Source organism: Mesorhizobium sp. M0074, assembly GCF_040322975.1.
Taxonomy (GTDB): Bacteria; Pseudomonadota; Alphaproteobacteria; order Rhizobiales; family Rhizobiaceae; genus Mesorhizobium.
The window spans coordinates 118,279-143,840 of sequence record NZ_JAMYUM010000015.1 but is presented as its reverse complement, the minus strand read 5'-3'; the positions used below and the strand labels follow the sequence as shown (position 1 = coordinate 143,840).

The window sequence follows — 25,562 nt, the reverse complement described above, 5'->3', positions numbered from 1 at the left end:
TGCTGCAGCGCTTGTGCGTCCTGCGGACGCGCGAAGCACCGAAACCTGCATAAGACAGCCTCGCTTCGCGCTGAGATGGGGTTAGTCCGGCAGGCCCGCCTTGCGAAGGCCTTCGATATATCTGCTGCGATCGTCCGGTCGATAAAACGGCGGCAGCACCTCGGCGAGATTCGAAAGCCGCAGCGAGGGATCGAACTCGCAAAGCCGGGCCATCATTTGCTGCGCTTCCGTTAGGCGCCCCGCAAGGGCATGACCCGCCGCCACTACACGCATCGCGCTCACGTAGTTCGGCTGGTGCCGCAGCGACTTTCCCGCCCAAGCGACGGCGTCATCGTAGTGGCCTGCACAAAAATGAGCGAGCCCGGTGTTGAACTGCCAAGCGAACAGGCGTGGATCCAATGGGCTTAGGCGCATGGCAAGCGCGGCGTGCTCGATGGCCTTGCCTGGCTCGCCCAAGCAAGCCCTCACCCAGCTGCTGACGCCCAAAGCAGCGGCCAAGTTCGGGTTGAGAGCGAGCGCGCGATCGATGCAAGCCGCACTATCATCAAGGTCGCCGCCTACGTAGCCGAGGACGTATCCACCGTAGGAAAGCGCAATTGCATCGTCCCTTCCGAGTTCGACCGCTCTCCTGGCCAGTCGAGTAGCTTCGGCAATCTCTTCTGCACGGTCGACCATCCAGCCGTTGCTTTTTCGGGTAGCGTAGCACCGCGCCGCCCGCGCATGGGCTATCGCGAACTCCGGGTCACGGTCGATCGCCTTCATGAAGAGGCGCAAGGCGTCGTCAATCGCCGATCTACTAGTGATCGTTCGGTCAAAGGCCGCCAGCCCGCGGAGATAGTAGTCATAAGCATCGAGGCTTTCTGTCGGTTTGCGTTTGGCACGCTCGATCTCAGCCTCCTCCATTTTCGGTGTGATTGCGCCGACGATGCTCGAGGCGACCTGGTCCTGCAGACTGAAAACTTCGGCGAGCGTTCCATCAAAACGGTCGGCCCAGAGATAGGCCCCCGTCGAGGTGTCGATGAGCTGCCCGGCGATGCGCAGGCGGTCGCCCGCCCGGCGAACACTTCCCTCGACCACATAGCGCACGCCCAGCTCACGCCCGACCTGCTTTATGTCTATGGACCGTCCCCTGTAGGTGAAGCTCGAATTCCGTGCGACCACGAACAGGTGACGAAAGTGAGCCAAGGCGGTGACAATGTCTTCCACCATGCCGTCGGCGAAATATTCCTGCTCCACATCACCGCTTAGATTCTGAAACGGCAGCACCGCAATCGACGGCTGGTCGTCGCGCCTCGTCGGGGCCGCCAGAACCTGCGCCAGTGATGCGGCGGCAGAGCTTGGCTCAGGCCGCTGACGTTCAGTTCTTTCACGGGACTGCAGGGAAGCCGCAAGTGAGCTTGTCTGCTCCTCTGGGTCCGCATTCAGATGTTTTTTTAAAGCTGCCCGACACAGCTCGACCTGGCGCAAGGCCGCGTTTTCGTGACCTCGATGAGCGTGGATGCGGATAAGCGCCCGATGGGCTGCCTCCGCCGTCGGATCCGAGGCGAGCAATCTCTCCGCGAGCCCTTCGCAGGCCGTCTCTTCCGCTGAGCCGGGTGCGGGCAGCGCCAGGCTCAGCCGATCGACCAACTGCAGCGCCTTGCGCTGATACTTGCTCAGATACGGTCCAAACCACTCGTCCAGTTCGTCAGGAATCGTTTGCCCGGCAAGCAGCTCACCGCGATAGAGATCGGCTGCGAAGGCGAGATCGGTGGTCCGGCCCTCCTCTAATTTCCGGTCGAACACCGAGATGTCCGCCTCATCCGGACCGGCAATCAGCACGACGGTCTCCTGATCCCCATCGATGTAGACGGTGGCATCCAAGCTGGCCGGGAACGAGCGCCTGATGTCGACAAGCGCTTGCCGCAGACTATTGCGGGCTTGCCCATTGCTTCGCCCCGGCCAAAAGGCTTCGGAAAGCTGCTCGCGACGATGGCCGCGGCGGCCTGCGAGAACCAGAGCAGCAAAAAGAAGCGAAGTCTTGCGTGTGGCGAACCGGACGGGCCGGTGCTCCGGGGAAGTAACCTCCAGGCCACCAAGCAACCGGATGCGCACAAATCGTCTCCAGACTTTGACCGCAGCGACAGAATAGCATCTCGGTAGATTGATTTAACACCGATTTAACGGCGGATCGTCGGACTCCTCCCAATTGTTCACGCACAGCCGAACAGCCCGAAAACACCTGCGTGGCACGCTCCCACCCGCAAACTCGAAACGGGAGACTAAGAAATGGCTCACACGGGAACTCGCGCCGGCAGCAGCGCGTCCAAACGCCGCTGGCTTGGGTCTGGCCTGAAAAGCGCAGCAATGATGATCACTGACTTCACGGGGTGGCGGCGGACCGTCGCAAGACGCAGGGCATTGGCAAATTTGACGACCGATCAGCTGAATGACATCGGTCATTCGGAGGTCCATCAACCCGTGGTCAACGCCGCCAAGGCAGTTCTGATCACGAACTTGATGTCGATGAGGTAAGATCGGCGCTCAGATTAGTTTTGCGCCCTAAAGGTTCTTGAGCTCCAGGCGGGATGCCAGCAGGTCCAGAAAAGCGCGAACTTTGGCGGAGGATGATCTGCCTTCCGGCCACACGGCGTGTATCGGCACCGGCACAGGCTCGAATTCGGTCAGAACCAGTTCCAGGCGGCCGTCGTCCACCAGGTGTTTTATCTGCCAAAGCGGCGAGTAGCCCAGACCCAATCCGTGAACCGCGGCTGCATAGATGGATATCATCAAATTCGACCGGAAAGTGCCCGCGACCTTCACCGACCGGGGCTTGCCTTCAATCTGAAACATCCATTCGCCCGGGCGGCCGTCGACAGTTCGTACGATGCAATCGTGCTCACGCAATTCAAGCGGATGGGCCGGTCGGCCGCGTTGCTGGAAGTAGGCAGGTGCGCCGAACACGACGCGCCGCAACGCCCCCAGCCGCTTCGCACGTAAATTGGAATCCGGCAAATTGCCGATCCGGACCGCCAAATCGAGACCCTCGGCATCAAGATCGACAAATTCATCGGAAAGCTGGAGGTCAACCTCGACGCGGGGATATGTCCGCATACAGTCGGCGATGACCGGCATCAGGAAATCCGGGCCGAACAGAACCGGGGCACTCACACGCAGGATGCCCGACGGCTCCGACCGTCGGTTGGCCGCCTGAAGCCTGGCTTCGTTAATTTCCTCGACGGCGGGTTTGATGCGCTGGAAAAAAGCCGCTCCGGCTTCGCTCGGCGTCGAGCGGCGTGTCGTCCTGTGCAGAAGCTCGACCCCGATGGATTCCTCCAATGTCGCCAAGGACCGACTGACCGACTGCAGTGAGCGGTTCAGCCGGCGTGCGGCAGCCGTCAGGCTGCCGTGCTCGACAATGGCAATGAAGGCTTCGAAATCATCTATCCGGCTCATCGCTCCTTTCTCCCGAAAATCGGGAGAAACTATCGCAAAATCGATCAATTGTAACGCAGTTCGCTAGATTTTATCTTCCCTGCATAGGCCGAAAGGCAGACTTGAGGGAAGGAGATCGTCATGCGAACACCCAGTCCAACGGTCCTGATCGTAGGCGCCGCAGGCCGCGTTGCCGGTTTGGTGGTGCCTGAACTCGTCCGCCGCAATGCCAGGATTCGGGCGCTTGTTCGTGACGCCGCGAGTGCCGAAAAAGCCCAGAAAGCCGGTGCATCCGAGATCGCGATCGGAGATCTGCGCGACCATCGGAGCCTTGAGCAGGCCGTGGAAGGTGTCGACGGTGTCTTTCACATCGGACCGGCCTTTGCTCCCGACGAAGCCGCCATGGGGGTTGCCATGGTTGAGGCGGCGGCGCGAGCAGGCGTTCGAAAGTTCGTCTTTTCGTCGGTGATCCAGCCGACCAATACGAGGCTGGAAAACCATGCAAGCAAGGTACCCGTTGAAGCTGCCCTCTATTCGACGAACATGGAGTACACCATTCTGCACCCGGCCAATTTCATGCAAAATATCGCGGCGGCCTGGCCGTCCGTCGTCGAGCACGGCGTTTTCGCCGAGCCGTTTCCAAGGACGGCGAAGCTCGCCCGCGTCGACTATCGCGATGTGGCTGAAGTTGCGGCAATCGCACTGACCGAAACGCGTTTGTCCTATGCGACCCTCGAGCTGTGCGCCGACGGTATGCACAGCCGCGAAGAGGTCGTCGCCATGATGAGCGAAGCGCTTGGCCGGCCGGTTTCGGCGGGCGAGCCGACATTTCAGGACTGGGCGGCGAAGGCCCGCCTTCCCTATACGGACCGGCAGTTGCAGATGCTGGCCAAAGTACACAGCCACTACGCCAAATACGGCCTCGGCGGGAACAGCCTGACGTTGCGTGCCGTGCTTGGCCGCGAGCCGCGTTCGCTGCGAAGCTTCATTCGGGAATTGGCGCTGCAGACGGCATATGCCGCCTGATCGTCCTCACAATAGCGCCTACGCATATTTTTTTATTAGGAGATTTCGATGCAAGCATCACCGGACCGAGCCTTCAAGTTGAGAAAGCTGCCGCCCTCCTACGGCGCGGTGGTGATGCCGTTGGTTCTTTCGATTCTGATGTCCTCGATTGTCTCGGCGGTTTCGACGGCAATCGGCGCAGGCTGGACGAACGGGTTTATAGCGGCCTGGAGCTATGCGTGGGGCGCTTCATGGCTTGTTGCGTTTCCCAGCCTGCTGATTGTGCTTCCGATCGTGCGCCGGATCGTTGCCGCAATTGTCGATCAGCCGGCCCGGTCCTGATATCGCGAACGAAGGGCGCCGGCGGCCGGTGGTCCGGCATAACCATTAGAGCGGCCCCTTGCGGGGCCGCTCTCGGTTCATGTGCTTGCCTCAGGTGAGCGGCGACAGCTGGATCTCGACGCGGCGGTTCTGAGCCCGGCCGGCAGCCGTCGCATTGGAGGCGATCGGACGCGTCTTGCCGAAGCCGGTGACGGCGAAGCGGCGGGAATCGACGCCCTGTCCGGACAGATAGTTGGCGACCGCCAAAGCACGGCGCTGCGACAGGTCGAAATTGTGCTCGTCGCCGCCGGTCGAGTCGGTGTGGCCGAACACGTCGACGGTGGTCTGCCGGAACTTTTTCAGCACAAGGGCAACCGAATTCAGCACCGGATAGAAACCGGCCTTCACCGCGTCCTGGTCGACGTTGAAGGTGATGTCGGACGGCATATTGAGGATGATCTGGTCGCCGGTGCGGGTGACGCTGACGCCGGTGCCCTGAAGCTGTCGGCGCAGTTCGGCCTCGTTCTGGTCCATGGTGGCACCGATGGCACCGCCGGCAAGCGCGCCGATGCCCGCGCCGATCAGCGCGTTGCGGCGGTCGTTACCGCCGGCAAGCATGCCGAGCCCGGCACCCGCCAAAGCACCGAGACCGGCGCCGGCAGCGGTGTTGGAAACCTTCTGTTCCCCGGTGTAGGGATCGGTGGTGCATGCGCTCACGAGCACAGCCGTCGCCACGACGGCGAGCACAATCTTTTTCATATGGTGGTCCCTCTCCATTCCACGGTCGCGCAACGGCGCACCGCATCAGCCCTTCCAGCGACTTGTACCATGAAATGCGGCGAAAAACGGACCAGCAAAAGCCGTTGCCGCGGCTTTCCCCGGCTCAATTCCACACGCCTGCAGCGGCTCGCGCGACCACCCCAATTCGATCGGCTACCAGAGATTCTTGCCGTCGATGACCACCACTTCGACCTTGTCGAGATCGAAATCGTCGAACAGCCGCGAGTTCACGCTGATCTTCGGATTGTCGAAATTCGGCTCGCCTGTCGACCAGTCCGGCGTCTCGGTGAAGGTGCCGCAGCCGCAGGTGGCGCAAAAACCGTGTTTTATGGTTTTCGATCCCCACTGGTAGAACGAAACATTCTCCGGCGGGCTGGTGAGTCTGAATTGCGATGGGGTGTAATAGGCCCACAACGAACCGCGTTTCGAACAGAAGGAACAGGTGCATCGCGTCACTGTCTGCGGCGCTTGCGAAACCTCGAACGTCGTCGCCTTGCAGTGGCAGCTTGCCTTGATGGTCATGAATTGGTCCCTCACAATGCCGCCGCCCCGTACGGCAAAGGCAGCATAAAGAAACGCTCCTGACAACTGCCGGTCAGCAGACCTGTGAGCCTGCGATGCACAGATCGAAGGCCCATCGATCCAAAACCGCTGCACACGCTCGGGTCAGCCCGTGGGCAAGCTTTTGGGCGTCATGCGCTAGTAGGACGATGGGGGCACGAACAGGCAGATGGTCTTTCCGTCATTGGCACCGGCAACGGAGCACCAATGATATTCGCCGTCGGGCGAATTCTTGATCCGCTTGTCGCTATAGGCCACGACTTCCCCGGTTCCTTTGATGACATAGCCCTCGGGACGTTCGCTGATCGATGTCTGAGAGACCTCGCGGCAATCATAGCCCGAGCAGCAGGAGAACGGATAGCTCCAGCCTTGCGGCATTGCCGCGGTCGGCTTGGCATCATGCGCCAGAGCAGGCGCCGCAAATGGAATGGCGGCAGCAATCAAAACCACTGCCGCGACAAGTGAATTCAGGAGTCGGCGCGCCGTGCGGGCGACTGGGGCCGGTCTGGTTGTGAGAGCAGGCATGAGCGCAGTTCCTATCAACGGTTGTCAAGCATTTCGCTTGCCCGTTCCCGGAACGTGTCTTCCCAGTGGCCGGATCGTCAGGTCGCAGATACGCCGCGTCCGGCCATAAATGCTTTTTTCCTCCCCAGCGCATGAATGCTGGGCTGATTCCTTGGTTGGCGCAAGGAATTGCTGTCGCAATCGAACGCCGACCTCTGCAGCCGGAACCAACCTGCCGCCCTGGTTGACGAACCTCGTCGACCCCCGGCAGAGGGATCGCCAATAACGGGATTTGGCTCGCGCTGGTTCCAGGCTTGGCACCGGCAGGCCCGAGGCATCCGCGTCAAAAGCGGAAATCGATTTTGAAAAACTCTACGAAAAACAAAGTTGTAGAACGACAGGTAGGTGCAAATTGAGAGCTCGTCACTCTCGCACGATGGCCGTAACTCTCGCGTGATGAACCCACATTCCTGCCGGATTGGTGCCCGGCGGCCTCAGTCGATATCGGCCACCGTTTCGCCGGCGCCACCCTCGATCCGCTGCGACAGCGAGGCTTCCATGAAATCATCGAGGTCGCCGTCGAGCACGCTCGACGGGCTGGTGCTCTCGACACCGGTGCGCAGATCTTTCACCAACTGATAGGGCTGCAGCACGTAGGACCGTATCTGGTGGCCCCAGCCGATATCGCTCTTCGACGCTTCGGTGGCGTTCGCCACAGCTTCGCGCTTCTTCAGCTCTTCCTCGTAAAGCCGCGAGCGCAGCATTTCCCAGGCCTTGGCCTTGTTCTTGTGCTGGGAGCGCTCGGCCTGGCAGGCAACCGCGATGCCGGTGGCGAGATGGGTTATGCGCACGGCCGAATCGGTGGTGTTGACGTGCTGGCCGCCCGATCCCGACGACCGATACGTGTCGATACGGACGTCGGATTCGGAAACGTCGATGTCGATCGTATCGTCGATGACGGGATAGACCCAGACGCTGGCGAAGGAGGTGTGGCGGCGCGCATTGCTGTCATACGGCGAAATGCGCACGAGACGATGCACGCCGGATTCCGTCTTCAGCCAGCCGTAGGCGTTGTGACCCTTGATCAGCAGCGTGGCGGACTTGATGCCGGCTTCTTCACCGTCATGCACTTCCAGCACTTCGACCTTGAAGCGGCGGCGCTCGGCCCAGCGCGTATACATGCGCAGAAGCATCGAGGCCCAGTCCTGGCTTTCGGTGCCGCCGGCGCCGGCATGAACTTCCAGATAGCTATCGTTGGCGTCCGCCTCGCCCGACAACAGCGTTTCGATCTGGCGCGCCTTGGCCTCGCCGCGCATCGAGCGGATCGCCGCCTCGGCCTCCGCAACGACGCCCTCGTCGCCCTCTTCCTCGCCAAGCTCGATCAGGCCGATATTGTCTTCCAAGGCCTGGGTGAGGCCTTTGACCGCGGCAATACCTTCCTCGAGGCCCTGACGCTCGCGCATCAGCTTTTGCGCTTCCAACGGCTCGTTCCAGAGGCTCGAATCCTCGGCACGGACGTTCAGGTACTCAAGCCGCTTTATGGCTTGGTCCCAGTCAAAGATGCCTCCTCAGCAGGGTGATCGCCTGCCTGATCTCGTCGACAATGTTTTGCGTTTCCGCGCGCATGGCTGGCTGTTCTGTCCTGTTGCTGGATGGCGGTTTGGTGGCGCGATACATAGGGACGGCACGGTCTCCTGTAAAGCGCCGGCCCCTGTAATGTACCGGCCCCTGTAAAGCGGAATGGACCGGCTCGACCATCATCGTCAAGCCGGCCCGACCCGATGTAGCGATTGTCAGTAGAGCCCGCCGCCGCCCGACTGGATGGCCTGGTTGGCCTGCGGCGACAGCGCCCCGCCGGTGGCGTTGGAGCCGTCCGCACCCATGCCGATCACCCAGTAGCTGTCGGCGGGACCGGTACCCGGTTTGAAGGCTTCGATGATGGTTCCGGCGTCGCCCGCGTTGGCCCGCATGCCGGTCTTGCGATTGATCGCAATCAGCTTCATGCCTTCCGGAACCTTGAAGTCGACATTGGGCGTGCCATCCAGCGCCACGCGCATGAAATCCTTGAAGATCGGCGCGGCAAGGCCGCCGCCGGTCGCGCCCTTGCCAAGACCTTTCGGCTGATCGTAGCCCATATAGAGGCCGACAACGAGGTTCGGCGTATAGCCGATGAACCAGGCATCCTTTTCGTCGTTGGTCGTTCCGGTCTTGCCGGCGATGTGACGGCCGAGTTCGTTGATGGTGGCGCCGGTACCGCGTTGCACGACGCCCTCCATCATCGATGTGATCTGGTAGGCCGTCATCGGATCGAGCACCTGCTCGGAGTTGTCGACCAGCTCCGGCTCTGGCTGGTCCTGCCACTCGGCGGCATTGCAGTTTGAGCAGCCGCGTTCGTCCTGCCTAAAGACGGTCTTGCCGTAGCGATCCTGGATGCGGTCGATCAGCGATGGCTTGATCGACTTGCCGCCATTGGCCATGATCGAATAGGCCGACACCATGCGCATCACCGTCGTCTCGCCGGATCCCAGCGCCATCGGCAGATACGGCGCCAGGTGGTCGTAGACGCCGAAACGCTCGGCATATTCCACGACCAGCTTCATGCCCATGTCGTTGGCAAGCCGCACCGTCATCAGGTTGCGCGATTTCTCGATGCCGGAGCGCAACGTCGCCGGGCCGGCCACCGTTCCGTCGTAGTTCTTGGGCGTCCAGGTCGTGTTGCCGCTCTGGATGGTGATCGGCCCGTCCATGATCACCGAGGCGGGCGTATAGCCATTGTCGAGGGCGGCCGAATAGACGATCGGCTTGAACGACGATCCCGGCTGGCGCATGGCCTGCGTCGCCCGGTTGAACTCCGACTGCGCGTAGGAGAAACCGCCGACCATGGCCAGGACGCGTCCGGTATGCGGGTCCATGGCGATCAGGCCGCCTTCCACTTCGGGAACCTGGCGCAAGCTGTAGCTGTTGTCCGAGCCGTCGTTCTTCTGCACGAAAATCACGTCGCCCGGCTTCAGCACGTCGGCGGGCGACTTCGCCTTGACGGTCCTGCCGTCGACCACGTGGCGCATGGCGAAGCTCATGTCTTCCTTGCTGACAGTGCCTTCGACGCGGTCCTTGACGATTTCGCCGGAGATCTGGCGCGTCGGCTGCAGGCCGATGGACAGGCCGGTGGTCGAGCTGTCGAGCACGACGGCGAGCGACCATTCCGGCACGTCCTCCAACCGCTTGACGTTGCCCAGCGGCACACCCCAGTCGCCGGAAACGTCGATGCTCGTGACCGGCCCGCGGTAGCCGCGCAGCGTGTCGAACTTCATAAGTCCGTTCTGCATGGCCTTGCGGGCAATCAGCTGCATCTTCGGATCGAGCGTCGTGCGGACGGAAAGGCCGCCCTCGTAGAGCGCATTCTCGCCATAGCGCGCGATGATCTGGCGACGCACTTCCTCGGTGAAATACTCCCCGGCGAAGAGATAGTTGCCGGTGCGGCGCGGCGTGACGCCGAGCGGCTCGGCCTTGGCCTTCTCGCCTTCCTCATGCGTGACGTAACCGTTCTCGACCATCTGGTCGATCACCCAGTTGCGGCGCTCCAAGGCGCGATCGGCATGCTTGAAGGGATGGTAGTTGTTCGGCCCCTTCGGCAGAGAGGCGAGATAGGCGGCTTCGGCCACGGTGAGCTCGTTCACCGATTTGTCGAAATAGGTTAGCGCAGCACCGGCGACGCCATAGGCGCCGAAGCCGAAGAAAATCTCGTTGAGATAGAGCTCGAGAATGCGATCCTTTGAGTAGGCCTGCTCGATGCGGAAGGCGAGGATCATCTCCTTGATCTTGCGCTCGTAGGTCTGGTCTGAAGACAACAGGAAGTTCTTCGCCACCTGCTGGGTGATGGTCGAGGCGCCGACCTGGCGCTTTCCCGAGCCAACATTCTGCAGGTTGACGACAATGGCCCGGCCAAGGCCGGTCACGTCGATGCCGGGGTGATTGTAAAAGTTCTTGTCCTCGGCCGACAGGAAGGCCGCCTTGACACGATCCGGGATCGCCTGAATCGGCAGATAAAGCCGCCGCTCACGCGCATATTCGGCCATCAGCGCGCCATCCGACGCGTGGATGCGGGTCGTCACCGGCGGCTCGTATTTGGCCAGCACCTCGTAATCGGGCAGGTCCTTCGACAAATGGCCGATATAGATCGCCACGCCCGCCGCGACCAAAAGGGCCAGCGTCGTGCCGATGCCGAAGAAATAGCCAATGAGACGAATCATACCCGCTCCAGTCCTTGGTTCGGGAATTTCCTAAACGAAGCCGCCCTTCGCGCAAGCTTTCGGGACGATCCCAAACCGTAATCGCAAAACCCATGTCGCGACCATGTGGGCAAAATACGGCAGCGTGGAATTTCGGTTTCGAATGCCGGAAATAAAAGCACAGGGTGTTGTCGCCGTGCAACGCTGCTTCAGGTTGTGGGCGCCGGCGGACATTTCAGCCTCCGGCCCCCGTTCCGCTCTTGGCCGAAGCAAATAGGGCAACGGCGTTGGTTATGCTCTGGGTCGCCTTGTTGCGCCAATCGGCGCTGAGCAATTGCGCTTCGTCCTTGGCGTTCGACAGATAGCCGAGTTCGACCAGCACGGATGGAACGTCCGGCGCTTTCAGCACCTTGAAGCCGGCAGAACGCTGCGGGTTGTTGATCAGACCGACGCTGGTGGAAAGCTGTCCGACGAGAGTATGGGCGAAGCTCATCGAAAAATTATGCGTCTCGCGGCGGATCAGGTCGATCAGGATATCGGTCACTTCCTTGCTGTCGTCCTTGATCTCCATGCCGGCGAACTGGTCGGAAAGATTTTCACGGTCGGCAAGCGCCTGCGCCTCGGGATCGGAAGCCTTGTCGGACACGGTGTAGACCGTTGCGCCGCGAATGCCCTTGAGGCTGATCGTGTCGGCATGGATCGAGATGAGCAGGTCGGCCTCATGCTGGCGGGCAATGCGCACGCGGTCGTCGAGCCGCAGGAACATGTCGGTCTCACGTGTCAGGAACACGTCGTATTTGCCGCCGGCGGCGAGCTTGTCGCGCAGTTCCATTGCGAAGGCGAGCGTCACGTTCTTCTCGACCGTCCCGTTCAGGCCCTCGGCGCCGCCGTCGATGCCGCCATGGCCGGGATCGATGACGACGGTGAAACGATGGCCCGGATTGGAGACCGGCCCGGTACCGACCCTGCCGGCCTTGTCGGCGGAGACCGTCGAGCCGGTGGTCAGCGCCTGATTGGCGAGCGCTGCGTCGAATTCCCGCTGCGAGGCCGCCGACATGTCGATGGCGATGCGGTAGCCGTTGCCGTCATCGTTCTTGAGCACGTCGAGATTGTCGACGGCGAACGGTCCCTTGCCGGTGAGAATCAGCCGCGATTTCCCCTCGCCGAGTCCGCCGTAACGCACGGCGCGGACAAGCCCGCGCGGCTTCATATCCTTGGCATTGAGGGCGAATCTCGTGGCCGGGAGATCGATGACCAGGCGATTGGGGCCGCGCAGCAGGAACCATTTGATGTCGGGCTCGCGGTCGAAATTGATGACGATACGCATCTTGGTGGCATCGCCGGCCATCTTGTAGCTTATGGCACCGAGCGGTGCGTCGGCAGCACGCGAAAGCGGCGAAAAGACCAGGCAAACCAGGATCAGCGGCAGCAGGCAGGCGGTGCGGAAGAACCAGCCTCCATGATGACGGCCCTTGTCTGCGAAGCCTGCCAGTCCCATCTTTCTACCAATCGCTCCCGTTGGCGTCATGCCCGATCGCTTGTCGAAGTGCCCTATTGCTTGTCAAAGTGCTGGCAGGCCGCGAACTCGATTAACGATTGGTATCCAGAGAAGGTTAACCAAGCCTTTTCATGGAAGGCTTGGGACCGGGGCTTCCGCTGCGGAACGGCTTTTTGCCGGCATCGGGAATCGGGGTTGCCTTCCAACCCGCCAAATCATAAAAGCGATGGTGGATCACTGCAATCCTGGAACCGTCCTCCTCCGCAGCTTCCTGCTACAGGTCAGACGCAAGACGGCTCCTTTCGCTTCAGGCGAAGAAGGCATCGGTGATCGCGACGATTTTCGCAGGCGTGCTCCCGTGGCGGGGGAATCGCCTGCGTGAGCAAAACGGCCGGGATTGTCCCGTGCCGGCTCTGTATGAGCAAACAAGCTGGTCCGGTTTTTCCCGGGCTTTGGTTCAAAAGGTTCTGCTGGTGACGATGGCTTCAAGCGCAATCATGGAAAGGTCCGCAACAAACCGCGCCACTACGGCTGCGGGCGGCACCGCCATGGCGCTCAGGCAGCGGCCGGCGGACGTTCAATTGTCCGGCACCCATGTTCCAGGTCCACGGCAGCGGGCAGTGTCCTGCAAGCTGCGGCCGACGGCTGCCGGGAGGAAACGAAATAATGCCCAACAAAATGCTGATAGACGCCTCCCACCCGGAGGAAACACGCGTTGTCGTCGTTCGCGGTAACCGTATTGAAGAATTCGACTTTGAATCCCAGGACAAGAAGCAGCTCAAAGGAAATATCTATCTCGCCCGCGTAACGCGCGTCGAACCTTCCCTCCAGGCAGCCTTTGTCGAATATGGCGGCAACCGTCACGGTTTCCTCGCCTTCAGTGAAATACATCCCGACTACTACCAGATTCCGGTCGCCGACCGTCAGGCGCTGCTGCGTGCGGAAGCACAGGAAGCCCAGGACGAAGAGGACGAGGAAGCCGCCGAAGGCGAGGACCGCCAGAGCCGCGACCGTGGCAAGCGCGGACGCCGGCGCGGCGGCAAGAGCCGCGACCGCGGCGAGCACAGGCGCGAGGCAGGCGCGGCCGACGGTGAGAATGGCGAGAACGGCGAAGATGCCGTCGCAGAAAAGCTGGATGCCGTTGCCGACAACACCATGTCCGACATTGCCGGACAGAGCGAGGGTGCCGCCGGGCAGAGCGATGAAGTCGCCGATAGCGGCGAGACCGAGCCTTCCGAAGGCGGATCGAGTTCCATCGCTGCCAGCGTCGATGCCGATGTAATCTCCGAAGCCGTTCCACAAGTCGAGACAAGCGGGGCAGAGACAAGCGGCGAAGCAACCTCCGAAGACAATGACCGCGGCATGCTGGAAGAGGTGCAATCCTCGCATCCGGACGATCACGAGGTCGAATCGGTCGGCGCCGAGGACGCGCTGGAAGAAGTGCGCAACCGCCGCAAGCCGGTGCGCCGCCAGTACAAGATCCAGGAAGTGATCAAGCGCCGGCAGATCCTGCTGGTACAGGTCGTCAAGGAAGAGCGCGGCAACAAGGGTGCAGCGCTGACCACCTACCTGTCACTGGCCGGCCGCTATTCGGTGCTGATGCCGAACACGGCACGCGGCGGCGGTATTTCGCGCAAGATCACCAATGCGCAGGACCGCAAGCGGCTGAAGGAAGTGGTCGCCGATCTCGAAGTGCCGCAAGGCATGGGTGTCATCCTGCGTACGGCCGGCGAAAGCCGCACCAAGGCAGAGATCAAGCGCGACTACGAATATTTGATGCGGCTTTGGGAAAACGTCCGCAATCTGACGCTGCAATCGACGGCCCCTGCCCTGGTCTATGAGGAAGGCAGCCTGATCAAGCGCTCGGTGCGCGACCTTTACAACAAGGATATCGACGAGATCCTGGTTTCCGGCGAAGAAGGCTACCGCGAGGCCAAGGACTTCATGCGCATGCTGATGCCGAGCCACGCCAAGGTGGTTCAGCCGTTCCGCGACACGACGCCGATTTTTGTGCGCAACGGCATCGAAGCGCAGCTTGACCGCATGCTGCAGCCGCAGGTGACGCTGAAGAGCGGCGGCTACATCATCATCAACCAGACGGAAGCGCTGGTCGCCATCGACGTCAATTCGGGCCGTTCCACCAAGGAGCACTCGATCGAGGACACCGCACTTCACACCAATCTGGAAGCCGCCGAGGAAGTCGCCCGGCAATTAAGGCTGCGCGATCTCGCCGGCCTCATCGTCATCGACTTCATCGACATGGAGGAGAACCGCAACAACCGCTCCGTCGAGAAGCGGCTGAAGGATCACCTCAAGAACGATCGTGCCCGCATCCAGGTCGGCCGCATCTCGCATTTCGGCCTGATGGAGATGTCGCGCCAGCGCATCCGTGCCAGCGTGCTGGAATCGACCATGAAGCCTTGCCCGCATTGCGGCGGCACCGGCCATGTGCGCTCCGATTCGTCGGTCGCGCTGATGGTGGTGCGGGCAATCGAGGAATTCCTGCTCAAGGATTCGCGCAGCCACATCACGGTGCGGACGCCGGCGGCGACCGCGCTCTATGTGCTCAATCACAAGCGCGGCACGCTGGTGGAATTCGAGCACCGCTTCGGCGTGACCATCACCATCGAAGCCGATGACGCGGTCGGTGCACAACACTATGCCATCTTCCGCGGCGCGCTGGCCGAAAAGCCGGAAGGCTTTGTCGAGGCGCGCACGTTCCCGGCCTATGTCGAGCCGGAAGAACCCGAGGACGAGATCGTCATCGAAGAGGAAGACGAGGCACCGGTGCAGGCCGAGCAGCCACGCCCTGCCCAGCAGCCGCAGCAGCCAAGGTCCGGCGAGGACGGCGAAGGCCGCGATCGCAAGCGCCGCAAGCGCCGCAGACGGCGCGGCGGCAAGGATCGTGAACACGGGGATCGTGAACACGGGGAACGTGAACATGGCGATCGCGAGCATGGCGCTGCTGTGGAAGGTGCTTCCGTTTCGGCGCCGATGGACGATGCCTTCGTAGCGGCCGGCGATCAAGGCGCCGAAGCGGAACGTGAAGCGCCGGCCGGTGTTGCCGAAACGGCGGAAGCGGCGGACGACGGTCACGGCAAGAAGCGCCGGCGCGGCAAGCGCGGCGGCAAGCGCAATCGCCGTGAGGACGGCGAGGACGGCTTGGAAGCTGCCCCCGGCGAGCCAGCCGCCATGACGGAAGGTGCCGTGTCGGAAGCAGAGCCCGTAACCGGCGAGCCGGAAGGTGCGCCGCCGGCCGAAGAGCTTGCGGTGCTCGCTCCGGCGAACGACGACATGCCGAGCGCCGAAAAGCCGAAGAAGCCGCGCCGTACCGCCAAGCCGAAGAAGGTTGCGGCGGATGCAGTTGCCGAGATTGCGGGCGCCGAGACATCGGCTGCCGAGGCCGCCTCAGTGGCTTCCGGCGAGACCCCCACGCCGGTTCCGCAGGAGACCGAAGTGGCGGCTGCCGAGGAAACGCCGAAGGTCCGGCCGTCGCGGCGCAAGCCCGTACCGGTGGATGCTCCGGTCGTGCCGGTCGTCTCCTCGATCGTCCCCGACGAGGCAAAGACCGAGGAAGCAAAGGCCGAGGACAAGCCGAAGCGTGCCGGCTGGTGGCAACGGAAGGGCTTTTTCTAAGCTTTTCCGTGCATTAGCCAGACTTTCTGATTAAAAAAAATCCCGCGCTGCCGATCGGCTGCGCGGGATTTTTTGTCCCAATTCCAGGCGACAGGCACCAGAGCGGAATGCATTCAAATTGAATGGGCATTCCGCTCTAACTGTTTGTTTTGCCGCATTTGTGCGGACGCCAAATGATTCCATTTGGCTGCAAAATGCTTATGGCGCGAAGATCGACCAGTTCATCGTCTTCGCCAGTTTTTCCAACGCGATCGAGCCCAGCCTGGAATTGCCGTTGGCATTAAGGCCAGCGGACCAGACGGCAAGCGAGGCGACGCCCGGCACGATCCCCAATATGCCGCCGCCAACGCCGCTCTTGCCGGGAATGCCGACGCGGAAAGCGAAGTCGCCGGAGCCGTCATAGTGGCCGCAGGTCAGCATCATCGCGCCGATGCGGCGGGCGCGCTCTGCCGAGACGACGGAATGCCCGGTCGCCGGGTTCTTGCCGCCATTGGCAAGGAAGCGGCCGGCCAGGGCCAGTTGCCGGCAGCTCATGGCGATAGCGCAATGGTGGAAATAGACGCCCAGCGCCAGTTCCGGCGCGTGATTGAGATTACCGAACGATTTCATGTAATTGGCAAGCGCGAAATTGCGAAAGCCGGTGGCGCGTTCGGACGCCGCGACCTCGCGGTCGATGATGATGGTGTCGTCATCGGCCAGGAACTGGATGAAGCGCAGGATCTCGCCGATCGCCTCGCGCGGCTGATGGCCGGCAAGCAGGATGTCCGAGACCACGATGGCGCCGGCATTGATGAATGGATTGCGCGGAATGCCGTTCTCGTGCTCGAGCTGGACGATCGAGTTGAACGGATTGCCCGAAGGTTCGCGCCCAACCCGCTGCCACAGCGCGTCGCCGACATTGCCGAGCGCCAGCGTCAGCGTGAACACCTTTGAGATGCTCTGGATCGAAAACGCCTCGTCGGCATCGCCCGCGGTCAGCATGCGGCCGTCATTGGTCACCGCGGCAATGCCGAATTTTTTCGGATCAATCTTGCCGAGCTGGGGGATATAGCTGGCGACGTCGCCGCGATCGGTACGCTCCGCCATTTCGGCAGCGACCTCGCGCAACGCATGTTCGAGTTGGGGCGCCTGTTCAAGCTCCGGCATCGTCGGCCCCGCTACTTCAGCCAGCGTTCGATACGCGCCATCGCCTCGACCATGTCGTCGTGGCTGCCGGCATAGGAAAAGCGCATCGTGCGATGGCCCTGCAGCGGATCGAAATCGCGGCCCGGCGTCGCAGCCACATGCGCCTCGGCAAGCATCCGGCGCGCAAACGCCATGCTGTCATTGGTGTGCCTGGTGACGTCGCAGAAGGCGTAGAACGCGCCGTCCATGGGCGCGGCCAAAGCAAAGCCGAGCTCCGGCAGGCGTTGCATCAGGAGCTCGCGGTTCCAGGCATAGCGCGCCTTCACCGCTTCCAGCTCTGGCGTCGCCTTGAATGCCTCGATCGCGGCAATCTGGGACAGTTCGGGCGGCGAGATGTAGAGGCTCTGGGCGATGCGCTCGACTGGCCGCACCAGTTCCTGCGGCAGCACCATCCAGCCGATGCGCCAGCCGGTCATGCAATAATATTTCGAGAAGGAATTGATCACCGTCACATCCGCGCCGAAAGAAAGCGCGGTCGTGTCGGGCGCCGCATAGGCCAGCCGGTGATAGATTTCGTCCGACATGACGGCGATGCCGAGCTCTTGCGCCGTCTCGACCAGCGCCTCGAGATCGCCGGCGGGGATGACCGCGCCGGTCGGGTTGGCCGGGCTGGCGAACAGCACGCCCTTCAGCGGTTTTTCGCGATGCGCGGCTTGCAGGTGCTCGGCATGCAGATAGGCGGCGCCGTCCAACTCGATCTCGGCGATGTCGATGCCGAGCGCGGCCATGATGTTGCGATAGGCAGGATAGCCGGGCGCAGCGATGGCGACGCGGTCGCCTGGATCGAACATTGCCAGGAAAGCGAGGTTGAAGGCAGCCGACGATCCGGTGGTGACGGCTATCCGCTCGGGCGAAACGTCAAGCCCGTAGTGCTCGCCATAATGCGCCGCGATCGCCTTGCGCAGGCCGGCGAGGCCCAGCGCGTCGGTATAGCCGATGCGGCCTGCTTTCAAGGCATTGGCCGCCGCTTCGCGAACCCCGGCCGGCGCCGGATCGGAAGGCTGGCCGACGGCCATGGAAACGACCGGCAGGCCCTTGGCTTTCAGCCGATTCGCCTCGGCCAGGATGTCCATGGCATGGAACGGTTCGACCGCGCCGCGGCGCGAAAGCGAAACAACCATTTTTCAATCCACCACACTTGTCCGCACGTGGCGGCCATGCTGGCCGCGCCGCACAAATGCCCGATTGGTGTGGGGATCACAAGTTCGGTAAGTTTAGGCTGCCGACTTTTCATCCTTCGCCCACTCGTCTACCAGTGGACCTGCCATGTTGAGCCGACCCAAATCGACGATCGCCAGGACAGCGCGCGCCCTCGCGACGCTTTCGCTTGCCGCGGTGGTCGCCATGGCCGGCTCGGTCAATGCCTTTGCGCAGAATGTGCCGGTTGTGCGCGATGCCGAGATCGAGGCGCTGGTGCGCGATTACGCGCGGCCGATCTTCAAGGCGGCGGGCTTGTCGGGCGACGCCATCAACATCGTGCTGGTCAACGACCAGAGCTTCAACGCCTTTGTTGCCGGCCGCCGCCTGTTCATCAACACCGGCGCGCTGATGACGGCCGAAACGCCCAACGAGATCATTGGCGTCATTGCCCACGAGGCCGGCCATATCGCCGGCGGACACCAGCAGAAATTGCGAGAACAGCTCGAGCGCGCCAAGACGATGGCGATCCTGGCGACGCTGCTTGGCGCCGGCGCCATGGTGGCCGGCGCCACCAGCAACAGCCGCGGTCTCGCCGGCGCCGGCATGGGCGTGGTGGCCGGCGGCGGCGAGATGGCGCAACGCAGTATCCTCGCTTATCAGCGCACCGAAGAGATGACCGCCGACCGTTCGGCGATCACCTATCTCAATGCAACCGGCCAGTCCGGCATGGGCATGCTGAAGACGTTTGGCCGCTTCCAGAACGCATTGTCGCTCTCGGGCGCGCAAGTCGATCCCTACAGGATCAGCCATCCGATGCCGCAGGAGCGTATCGCCAATCTCGAAGTGCTGGTGAAGCAGAGCCCTTACGTCGACAAGGTCGACCCGCCGGCACTGCAGCAGCGCCACGACATGATGCGCATCAAGATCGCCGCCTACATGCAGGGCCAGGCGGCGGCGTCGCGATTGATGCGCAAGAACCCCGGCAGCCTCGCCTCACGCTATGGCGACGCGCAGATGACCTATCTTTTCGGCAATCTGGCGTCGGCGCTCACCAAGACCAACGCGTTGATCAAGGAACAGCCGAAAAATCCCTATTTCCAGGAATTACGCGGCGACATCCTGATGAAGGCGAACCGGCCGAAGGATGCGGCGGACGGCTATGCCAAGTCGGTCAGCCTCGATCCGGCGCGATCGGGGCTGTTGCCGGTCTCTTACGGCCAGGCGCTGATGGCGATCGGCACGCAGGATTCGCTGAAGAAGGCAGTGGCGCAGATCAACACCGGCCTCGGACGGGATCGCGAAAACGCCGCCGGATACCGCTACCTGGCACAGGCTTACGGGGAACTCGGCAACATCCCGGCCGCCGAGCTTGCAACCGCCGAAGGGCATTTCTATTCCGGCGACTACAAGAATGCGAAGATCTTCGCCATGCGGGCGCAGCAGAGCATGAAGCGGGGCGAGCCGGGCTGGCTTCGCGCGCAGGACATTATAAACTACGCACCATCAGGTAAGAAGAAGTGAACCTTTCGGACGCAGGCTGCGACCCAGCCAAAGCGAGCGGACCGGAACACGGGCAAGAGGATCGAGGATCATGACCAAGGCAATTCTGCTGGGCACTACCGGAGTGGCAGCGGCTCTCGCCATGCTGGCGTTCGGCTTCGTCGCCGGCAATCCGCAGACGGCGAAGGCCGGCACGGCACAGCTTGCCCAGACGACGTCCTCAGGTACCAAGCTCGACCGTGCCGAAGTCGAAGGCATCGTCCGCGACTATCTGCTGAAGAACCCGGAAGTGCTTCTGGAAGCCCAGCAGGCACTCGAGGCCAAGCAGAAGGAAGAACAGCGCGTCGCCAGTCTCGGCGTCATCAAAGACGCCAAGGACCAGATCTTCAATTCCTCCTTCGACGGTGTTGTCGGCAATCCGAACGGCAAGGTCACCATCGTCGAATTCTATGATTATAATTGCGGCTACTGCAAACGCGCCATCGACGACATGCGCGCGCTGACCAAGGCCGATCCGGACCTGCGCTTCGTACTCAAGGAGTTCCCGATCCTCGGCCCGGATTCGCAGAAGGCGAGCGTCGTCTCGATGGCCTTCCATTTGATGAAGCCGGAGAAATACGGCGAATTCCACAATGCGCTGCTCGGCGGCCAGGGGCGCGCCACCGAGGCGGCGGCAATCAAGGTGGCGCTGTCGCTCGGCGCCGACGAGGCGGCGCTGCGCGAAAAGATGAAGGACCCGAGCATCACCGAGGCCTTCTCCAAGACCTATGACCTCGCCACCAAGCTCGCCATCACCGGAACGCCGTCCTATGTCGTCGGCAACGAGGTGGTGTTCGGCGCGCTTGGCCAGGAAGTGCTGGCCGAAAAGATCGAGGCGGCGAAGGCCGCGCTCTGATCAGCATTCGGGTTTCGATTAGGCTGCGGGTTTCCGGCACGGGCCGTTTTCCGGCTGTTGTGGACGGCGAAAGAACGCACTTGCGCTCTTTTCGCCAGCGTCTATGCCCATTATAGAGGGTCCGGCGCGCCGGCTTAGCCGCGCCGGGAAAGGTCGGCATATTTTGAAAACGGTTTTCGTCCTGAACGGCCCCAATCTCAACGCGCTCGGCAAGCGCGAGCCGGGCATCTATGGCGGCAAGACGCTTGCCGCGATCGCCGACGACTGCAAGCAGGCAGGTGCCGCACTTGGGCTGGAGATCGATTTCCGCCAATCGAACCATGAGGGCGACCTCGTCGACTGGATCCAGGAGGCCGCCGACAAGGCCGCCGCGATCGTCATTAATCCGGGCGCCTACGGCCATACCTCGATCGCCATTCACGATGCCATCCGCGCTGTCGCGCCGCTGCCGGTCGCTGAGGTGCATCTCTCCAACATCCACGCGCGGGAACCATTCCGCCACGTCTCCATGGTCGCGCCGGTCGCCGTCGGCATGATCTGCGGGTTCGGGCCGCTCGGCTACACGCTGGCGCTGCAGGCGCTGGCTGCACGCCTATGACCGGCCAACAAACAGAAGGCTCGAAAATGTCGATAAAGAAGAACGGTGTTGACCAGCAGCTGATCCGCGATCTGGCGGGCATACTGAACGACACCAACCTGACCGAGATCGAGGTCGAGCTGGGCGATCTGAAGGTGCGCGTCTCGCGGCAGGCCCCGGCCGTCCATGCCGTCGCCACAGCTCAGCCGGCCTTTGCCCCGGCAGCCGCGCAGCCTGCGGCAGCGGCCGCGCCGGCGACGCCCGACGTGTCGAAGAACGCCGTTGCCTCGCCGATGGTCGGCACCGCCTATCTGGCAGCGTCGCCCGACGCCAGGCCGTTCATCGAAATCGGCCAGAAGGTCAAGGAAGGCCAGACGCTGCTGATCATCGAAGCAATGAAGACGATGAACCAGATCCCCTCGCCGCGCGCCGGCACGGTGACGGCGATCCTGTTTGAAGATGCGCAGCCGGTCGAATATGGTATGCCGCTCGTCGTGATCGAGTAGAGCCGGGAACAGGCGAAAGATGTTCCAGAAAATCCTCATCGCCAATCGCGGCGAAATCGCCCTCAGGGTGCTGCGCGCCTGCAAGGAGCTCGGCATCCAGACGGTGGTGGTGCATTCGACCGCCGACGCCGACGCCATGCATGTGCGTCTCGCCGACGAGAGCGTCTGCATCGGCCCGCCGCCGTCGCGCGACAGCTATCTCAACATCCACCAGATCGTCGCCGCCTGCGAGATCACCGGCGCCGACGCGGTGCATCCCGGCTACGGTTTTCTGTCGGAGAACGCCAAGTTCGCCGACATCCTCGCCGCGCACAACATCACCTTCATCGGCCCGACCGGCGACCATATCCGCATCATGGGTGACAAGATCGAGGCCAAGCGTACCGCAAAACGCCTCGGCATTCCCGTGGTGCCCGGCTCCGACGGCGCGGTCACCGAGGACAAGGAAGCCAAGCGCATTGCCGCCGCGATCGGCTACCCCGTGATCATCAAGGCGTCGGCCGGCGGCGGCGGGCGCGGCATGAAAGTGGCGCGTAGCGAGGCCGATCTCGAGGTGGCGCTGCAGACGGCACGCTCGGAGGCGGGTGCGGCCTTCGGCGACGACGCAGTCTATATCGAGAAATATCTGCAGAAGCCGCGCCATATCGAAGTGCAGGTGTTCGGCGACGGCGCCGGGCGCGGCGTGCATTTCGGCGAGCGCGACTGCTCGCTGCAGCGCCGCCACCAGAAGGTCTGGGAAGAAGCGCCCTCGCCGGCGCTCAATGCCGAGGAGCGCGCGCATATTGGCGGCGTCTGCGCCAGGGCGATCGCCGATCTCGGCTATTCCGGCGCCGGCACCATCGAATTCCTCTATGAGGACGGCGAGTTCTATTTCATCGAGATGAACACGCGCCTGCAGGTCGAACATCCGGTGACCGAGGCGATTACCGGCATCGACCTCGTGCACGAGCAGATCCGCGTCGCCTCGGGCGGCGGACTTTCGGTGCGCCAGGAGGACATCCGCTTCCACGGCCATGCCATCGAATGCCGCATCAATGCCGAGGATCCGCGCACCTTCACCCCCTCGCCGGGCACCATCACCCATTTCCACACGCCGGGCGGCCTCGGCATCCGTGTCGATTCCGGCGTCTATTCCGGCTACAAGATCCCGCCCTACTACGACAGCCTGATCGGCAAGCTGATCGTGCATGGCCGCAACCGCGTCGAATGCATGATGCGACTGCGGCGCGCGCTCGACGAATTCGTCGTCGACGGCATCAAGACGACGCTGCCACTGTTTCGCGACCTCGTTGGCAATGCCGACATCGCTAATGGCGACTACGATATCCACTGGCTGGAAAAATACCTGGCCGAAGGCGAGTGACACAGGGGCGAAGCGATGACCCGTCCCTACGCACCCGGTTATCGCATCCCGACCGACCTGTTGCTCAAAGCCTATGCCTCCGGCGTCTTCCCGATGGCCGAAAATGCCAATGACCCCGAAGTGTTCTGGGTGCGGCCGGAGACGCGCGGCATCATTCCGCTCGACGGGTTCCACATACCGAAAAGCCTGAGAAAGACCATCCGCAAGGATCTGTTCGAGTTCCGCATCGATTTCGATTTCGAGGCGACGATCGATGCCTGCGCAGAAAGGCGCGAGGAACGGCGGTCGACCTGGATCAACGCACCGATCCGCGAAGCCTATATCGAGCTGCATCGGATGGGCCATTGCCATTCGGTCGAGGCCTGGCACAACGACCGATTGGTCGGGGGGCTCTACGGCGTATCGCTCGGCCGCGTGTTCTTCGGCGAGAGCATGTTCGCCAGGGAGACCGACGCGTCAAAGGCCTGCCTGGTTCACCTCGTCGAACGCCTGAAGGCGCGTGGCTTTGCACTGCTTGATACGCAGTTCACCACCGAGCATCTCAAACGCTTCGGTGCAATCGACGTGCCGCGCGGCAAGTACGAGAAGATGCTGGCCGAGGCGCTGAAGGGCGAGGCCGTGTTTTTTCCATAACCTGGAATGGTTCATCGTTTCACAGAAACGCAATTCCGGACGGAAAGCCGTTCACACTTTCCTGGAATTGCTCTTGCGGCCGGTCAGCCTTTTGCTGCCGTCACCAGCGGCGTCTGTGCGTGGAACATCATCTTCCAGCCATTGACGCGGTGGACATAGCCGGTGCTGACCAGCGCCGCATAGGCTTCGCCATCTTGCCGCGTCGCACGCGCCTCGTAGGTCAGCATGACGATGTCGCTGCCCGGCTCGATGATGCCCTTGAGGTCGATGTCGAGATCGCGCCAGCGGTTCGGGTCCGTGGCAGTTGCGGCCAGATCGGTATTGCTCATCACCCGCGCCATCTGCGGGAAGGCCACCAGGCATTCGGTATCGGCATTGGCCTTGAAATAGTCGGCGCCGCCGCTCCAGAATCCCCTTTCGATGTCGAGAAGTTCGTTCTTGTTGGCCATCATCATGGCAACCTCCTCCGTAGAGAGGCACCAACGCTCGGGCAACACGGCGGTTCCGCAAGAGGCGGTATCCGCCGCGCGCTGACAGATTCTAGTTGGTTTTGGGGGCGGCGGGTGCTGGCACGTCGGACTTCTGCTTGCAGCCCTTCAGCCAGATATCATAGACGGCATGCTCGACGGCGTTGATCCCGGGGCTTTCGGCAAACATCCAGCCGGTGAAGATGCGGCGTATTTTCCGGTCGAGCGTGATCTCGTCGACCTCGACGAACGAATCCGTCTTCGGCTCTTCGTTTTCGGGCCGCGAATAGCAGATGCGCGGCGTCACCTGCAAAGCGCCGAACTGCACCGTCTCGTCGATGTAGACATCGAAGGTGATGATACGGCCGGTGATCTTGTCGATGCCGGCGAATTCAGCGACTGGATTGGTGATGCGCTCGGATACTGCGGGTGCTGCAGGCGCCACCGACGCGTCCGGCGCAGGCGGCGCCAATTCCTGCGCAGTAGCAAGCGCCACCATAGAAGCGAGAACGACCGCGGTTAATCCGCCCGTCAAAATTCGGCTGAACATGCTCATGCAAGGTCCGGTGGTTTGCGCCCGGGTGATTCTCTTAACGCCAAGGCTAGTTGCTGCTGTCGGATCAGCAAACAGCTAAACAGCAATTGTGGCGACAAAGGACCGCCCTCGTGGGGACCGCCCCCGTGGGGACCGCGCGCGTGTCGCGGCGATCGATCACGAACCAGGCGTCCAGGCGTCGTAGTCGCCCGTCACTTGCGGACGATGCTGGTTGGTCAGCACCGAGCCTTTCGGGCGATAGGCCGCGGGGCTGCCGGTGAGGTTCGGCACATGCGGCTTTTGCCAGTCGCGTGGCTTGTAGTCTTCGCTTGGCGGCGCAACGTCGACACGATGATGGATCCAGCCATGCCAGCCGGGCGGAATCGCCGAGGCTTCCGAATAGTCGCGGTAGATGACCCAGCGACGGGTGCGGCCTTCCGAATCGACGCCGCCCTCGTAGTAGACGTTGCCGACCTCGTCCTGCCCGACCTTCTTGCCATGCCGCCATGTGTGGAAGCGCGTTCCCAATGTCTGGCTGTTCCACCAGGTGAAAAACTGCAGAAGGAAAGTTTTCATTCAAATCCTCGTGGCAAGTCCTTGTAGCAAGTCCTCGCGGCGGCTGCGGCGGCGCCTTTTCCTGCTTATGGCGTCACGGCATTGCGAAGGCAAGGGTCTTGCCGCAACCGGCGAGCAAATGGCTGGCGGCGAAGCGATACGTTCATGCGATCCTCGCGACCGAGCGAAGCAGATGAAATGGGTTGTTGGCAACCTTACGCAGCGTTATTCTAGGAGTTGAAGCTTCGTTGCCTCAAG

At 62.3% G+C, this 25,562-nt stretch carries 22 protein-coding genes; 9 read left to right on the top strand and 13 right to left on the bottom strand.

Annotated elements, in window-relative coordinates:
- Positions 1-81: 81 nt before the first annotated feature.
- On the bottom strand, positions 82-2,094 hold the full coding sequence (locus NKJ73_RS20855) for a BTAD domain-containing putative transcriptional regulator (RefSeq protein ID WP_352570917.1): 2,013 nt from the start codon (positions 2,092-2,094) through the stop codon (positions 82-84).
- Positions 2,095-2,541: 447 nt separating this feature from the next.
- A complete protein-coding gene (locus NKJ73_RS20850) occupies positions 2,542-3,483 on the bottom strand; it encodes a LysR family transcriptional regulator (protein ID WP_352570916.1) in 942 nt (313 codons plus the stop codon).
- Positions 3,484-3,555: 72 nt separating this feature from the next.
- On the opposite strand from NKJ73_RS20850, the gene NKJ73_RS20845 reads away from it, so the two are divergent.
- Both NKJ73_RS20845 and NKJ73_RS20840 read left to right on the top strand, forming a co-directional pair.
- The gene (locus NKJ73_RS20845) at positions 3,556-4,440 is read left to right on the top strand and encodes an NmrA/HSCARG family protein (protein WP_352570915.1); all 885 of its coding nucleotides are present in this window, start codon (positions 3,556-3,558) and stop codon (positions 4,438-4,440) included.
- 48 nt (positions 4,441-4,488) lie between these two features.
- The gene (locus NKJ73_RS20840) at positions 4,489-4,761 is read left to right on the top strand and encodes a DUF2798 domain-containing protein (RefSeq protein WP_023679921.1); all 273 of its coding nucleotides are present in this window, start codon (positions 4,489-4,491) and stop codon (positions 4,759-4,761) included.
- Positions 4,762-4,851: 90 nt separating this feature from the next.
- On the opposite strand, the gene NKJ73_RS20835 is transcribed toward NKJ73_RS20840, so the two are convergent.
- From NKJ73_RS20835 to NKJ73_RS20810, 6 genes are all read right to left on the bottom strand, one after another.
- Positions 4,852-5,499 (bottom strand): YiaD family glycine zipper/OmpA-like lipoprotein, encoded by a 648-nt coding sequence (locus NKJ73_RS20835; RefSeq protein WP_023679922.1) that lies wholly within the window; start codon positions 5,497-5,499, stop codon positions 4,852-4,854.
- Between the two features lie 174 nt (positions 5,500-5,673).
- Positions 5,674-6,042 carry a GFA family protein gene (locus NKJ73_RS20830; protein WP_023679923.1) on the bottom strand — a complete coding sequence of 123 codons (369 nt, stop codon included), beginning with the start codon at positions 6,040-6,042 and terminating at the stop codon, positions 5,674-5,676.
- A gap of 177 nt (positions 6,043-6,219) precedes the next feature.
- A complete protein-coding gene (locus tag NKJ73_RS20825; protein ID WP_031212810.1) occupies positions 6,220-6,606 on the bottom strand; it encodes a hypothetical protein in 387 nt (128 codons plus the stop codon).
- Between the two features lie 473 nt (positions 6,607-7,079).
- Positions 7,080-8,211 (bottom strand): peptide chain release factor 2 gene (prfB, locus tag NKJ73_RS20820; protein ID WP_156948021.1). Its coding sequence is split into 2 segments (ribosomal slippage): positions 7,080-8,144 and positions 8,146-8,211, totalling 1,131 coding nucleotides; the frame shifts between segments, so codons are not numbered across the junction.
- A gap of 167 nt (positions 8,212-8,378) precedes the next feature.
- A complete protein-coding gene (locus tag NKJ73_RS20815; protein WP_352570914.1) occupies positions 8,379-10,835 on the bottom strand; it encodes a penicillin-binding protein 1A in 2,457 nt (818 codons plus the stop codon).
- A gap of 214 nt (positions 10,836-11,049) precedes the next feature.
- On the bottom strand, positions 11,050-12,312 hold the full coding sequence (locus tag NKJ73_RS20810) for an N-acetylmuramoyl-L-alanine amidase (RefSeq protein ID WP_352570913.1): 1,263 nt from the start codon (positions 12,310-12,312) through the stop codon (positions 11,050-11,052).
- Between the two features lie 666 nt (positions 12,313-12,978).
- Here NKJ73_RS20810 and NKJ73_RS20805 point away from each other — a divergent pair.
- Complete coding sequence (locus tag NKJ73_RS20805; protein ID WP_352570912.1) at positions 12,979-15,948, top strand: Rne/Rng family ribonuclease; 2,970 nt, start codon at positions 12,979-12,981, stop codon at positions 15,946-15,948.
- 198 nt (positions 15,949-16,146) lie between these two features.
- Here NKJ73_RS20805 and NKJ73_RS20800 read toward each other — a convergent pair whose 3' ends face one another.
- Positions 16,147-17,094 (bottom strand): glutaminase, encoded by a 948-nt coding sequence (locus NKJ73_RS20800; RefSeq protein WP_352570911.1) that lies wholly within the window; start codon positions 17,092-17,094, stop codon positions 16,147-16,149.
- 11 nt (positions 17,095-17,105) lie between these two features.
- Positions 17,106-18,254 carry a pyridoxal phosphate-dependent aminotransferase gene (locus tag NKJ73_RS20795; RefSeq protein WP_352570910.1) on the bottom strand — a complete coding sequence of 383 codons (1,149 nt, stop codon included), beginning with the start codon at positions 18,252-18,254 and terminating at the stop codon, positions 17,106-17,108.
- 145 nt (positions 18,255-18,399) lie between these two features.
- Between NKJ73_RS20795 and NKJ73_RS20790 the strand changes: the two genes are divergently transcribed.
- From NKJ73_RS20790 to aat, 6 genes are all read left to right on the top strand, one after another.
- Entirely contained in the window at positions 18,400-19,794 is a 1,395-nt protein-coding gene (locus NKJ73_RS20790) for a M48 family metalloprotease (RefSeq protein WP_352570909.1), read from the top strand.
- A 70-nt stretch (positions 19,795-19,864) separates the two neighbouring features.
- On the top strand, positions 19,865-20,668 hold the full coding sequence (locus tag NKJ73_RS20785) for a DsbA family protein (RefSeq protein WP_352451092.1): 804 nt from the start codon (positions 19,865-19,867) through the stop codon (positions 20,666-20,668).
- Positions 20,669-20,831: 163 nt separating this feature from the next.
- Complete coding sequence (gene aroQ, locus NKJ73_RS20780; protein WP_031211260.1) at positions 20,832-21,266, top strand: type II 3-dehydroquinate dehydratase; 435 nt, start codon at positions 20,832-20,834, stop codon at positions 21,264-21,266.
- A gap of 26 nt (positions 21,267-21,292) precedes the next feature.
- Positions 21,293-21,751 (top strand): acetyl-CoA carboxylase biotin carboxyl carrier protein, encoded by a 459-nt coding sequence (gene accB / locus NKJ73_RS20775; protein ID WP_352570908.1) that lies wholly within the window; start codon positions 21,293-21,295, stop codon positions 21,749-21,751.
- 19 nt (positions 21,752-21,770) lie between these two features.
- On the top strand, positions 21,771-23,114 hold the full coding sequence (gene accC / locus NKJ73_RS20770) for an acetyl-CoA carboxylase biotin carboxylase subunit (protein WP_023674822.1): 1,344 nt from the start codon (positions 21,771-21,773) through the stop codon (positions 23,112-23,114).
- A gap of 15 nt (positions 23,115-23,129) precedes the next feature.
- Entirely contained in the window at positions 23,130-23,747 is a 618-nt protein-coding gene (aat, locus tag NKJ73_RS20765; protein WP_352570907.1) for a leucyl/phenylalanyl-tRNA--protein transferase, read from the top strand.
- Positions 23,748-23,830: 83 nt separating this feature from the next.
- Here aat and NKJ73_RS20760 read toward each other — a convergent pair whose 3' ends face one another.
- From NKJ73_RS20760 to NKJ73_RS20750, 3 genes are all read right to left on the bottom strand, one after another.
- Entirely contained in the window at positions 23,831-24,199 is a 369-nt protein-coding gene (locus NKJ73_RS20760) for a hypothetical protein (protein WP_352458853.1), read from the bottom strand.
- Positions 24,200-24,287: 88 nt separating this feature from the next.
- Complete coding sequence (locus tag NKJ73_RS20755; protein WP_023674819.1) at positions 24,288-24,770, bottom strand: DUF2155 domain-containing protein; 483 nt, start codon at positions 24,768-24,770, stop codon at positions 24,288-24,290.
- 156 nt (positions 24,771-24,926) lie between these two features.
- Entirely contained in the window at positions 24,927-25,325 is a 399-nt protein-coding gene (locus NKJ73_RS20750) for an NADH:ubiquinone oxidoreductase subunit NDUFA12 (RefSeq protein WP_023674818.1), read from the bottom strand.
- Between the last annotated feature and the right edge of the window lie 237 nt (positions 25,326-25,562).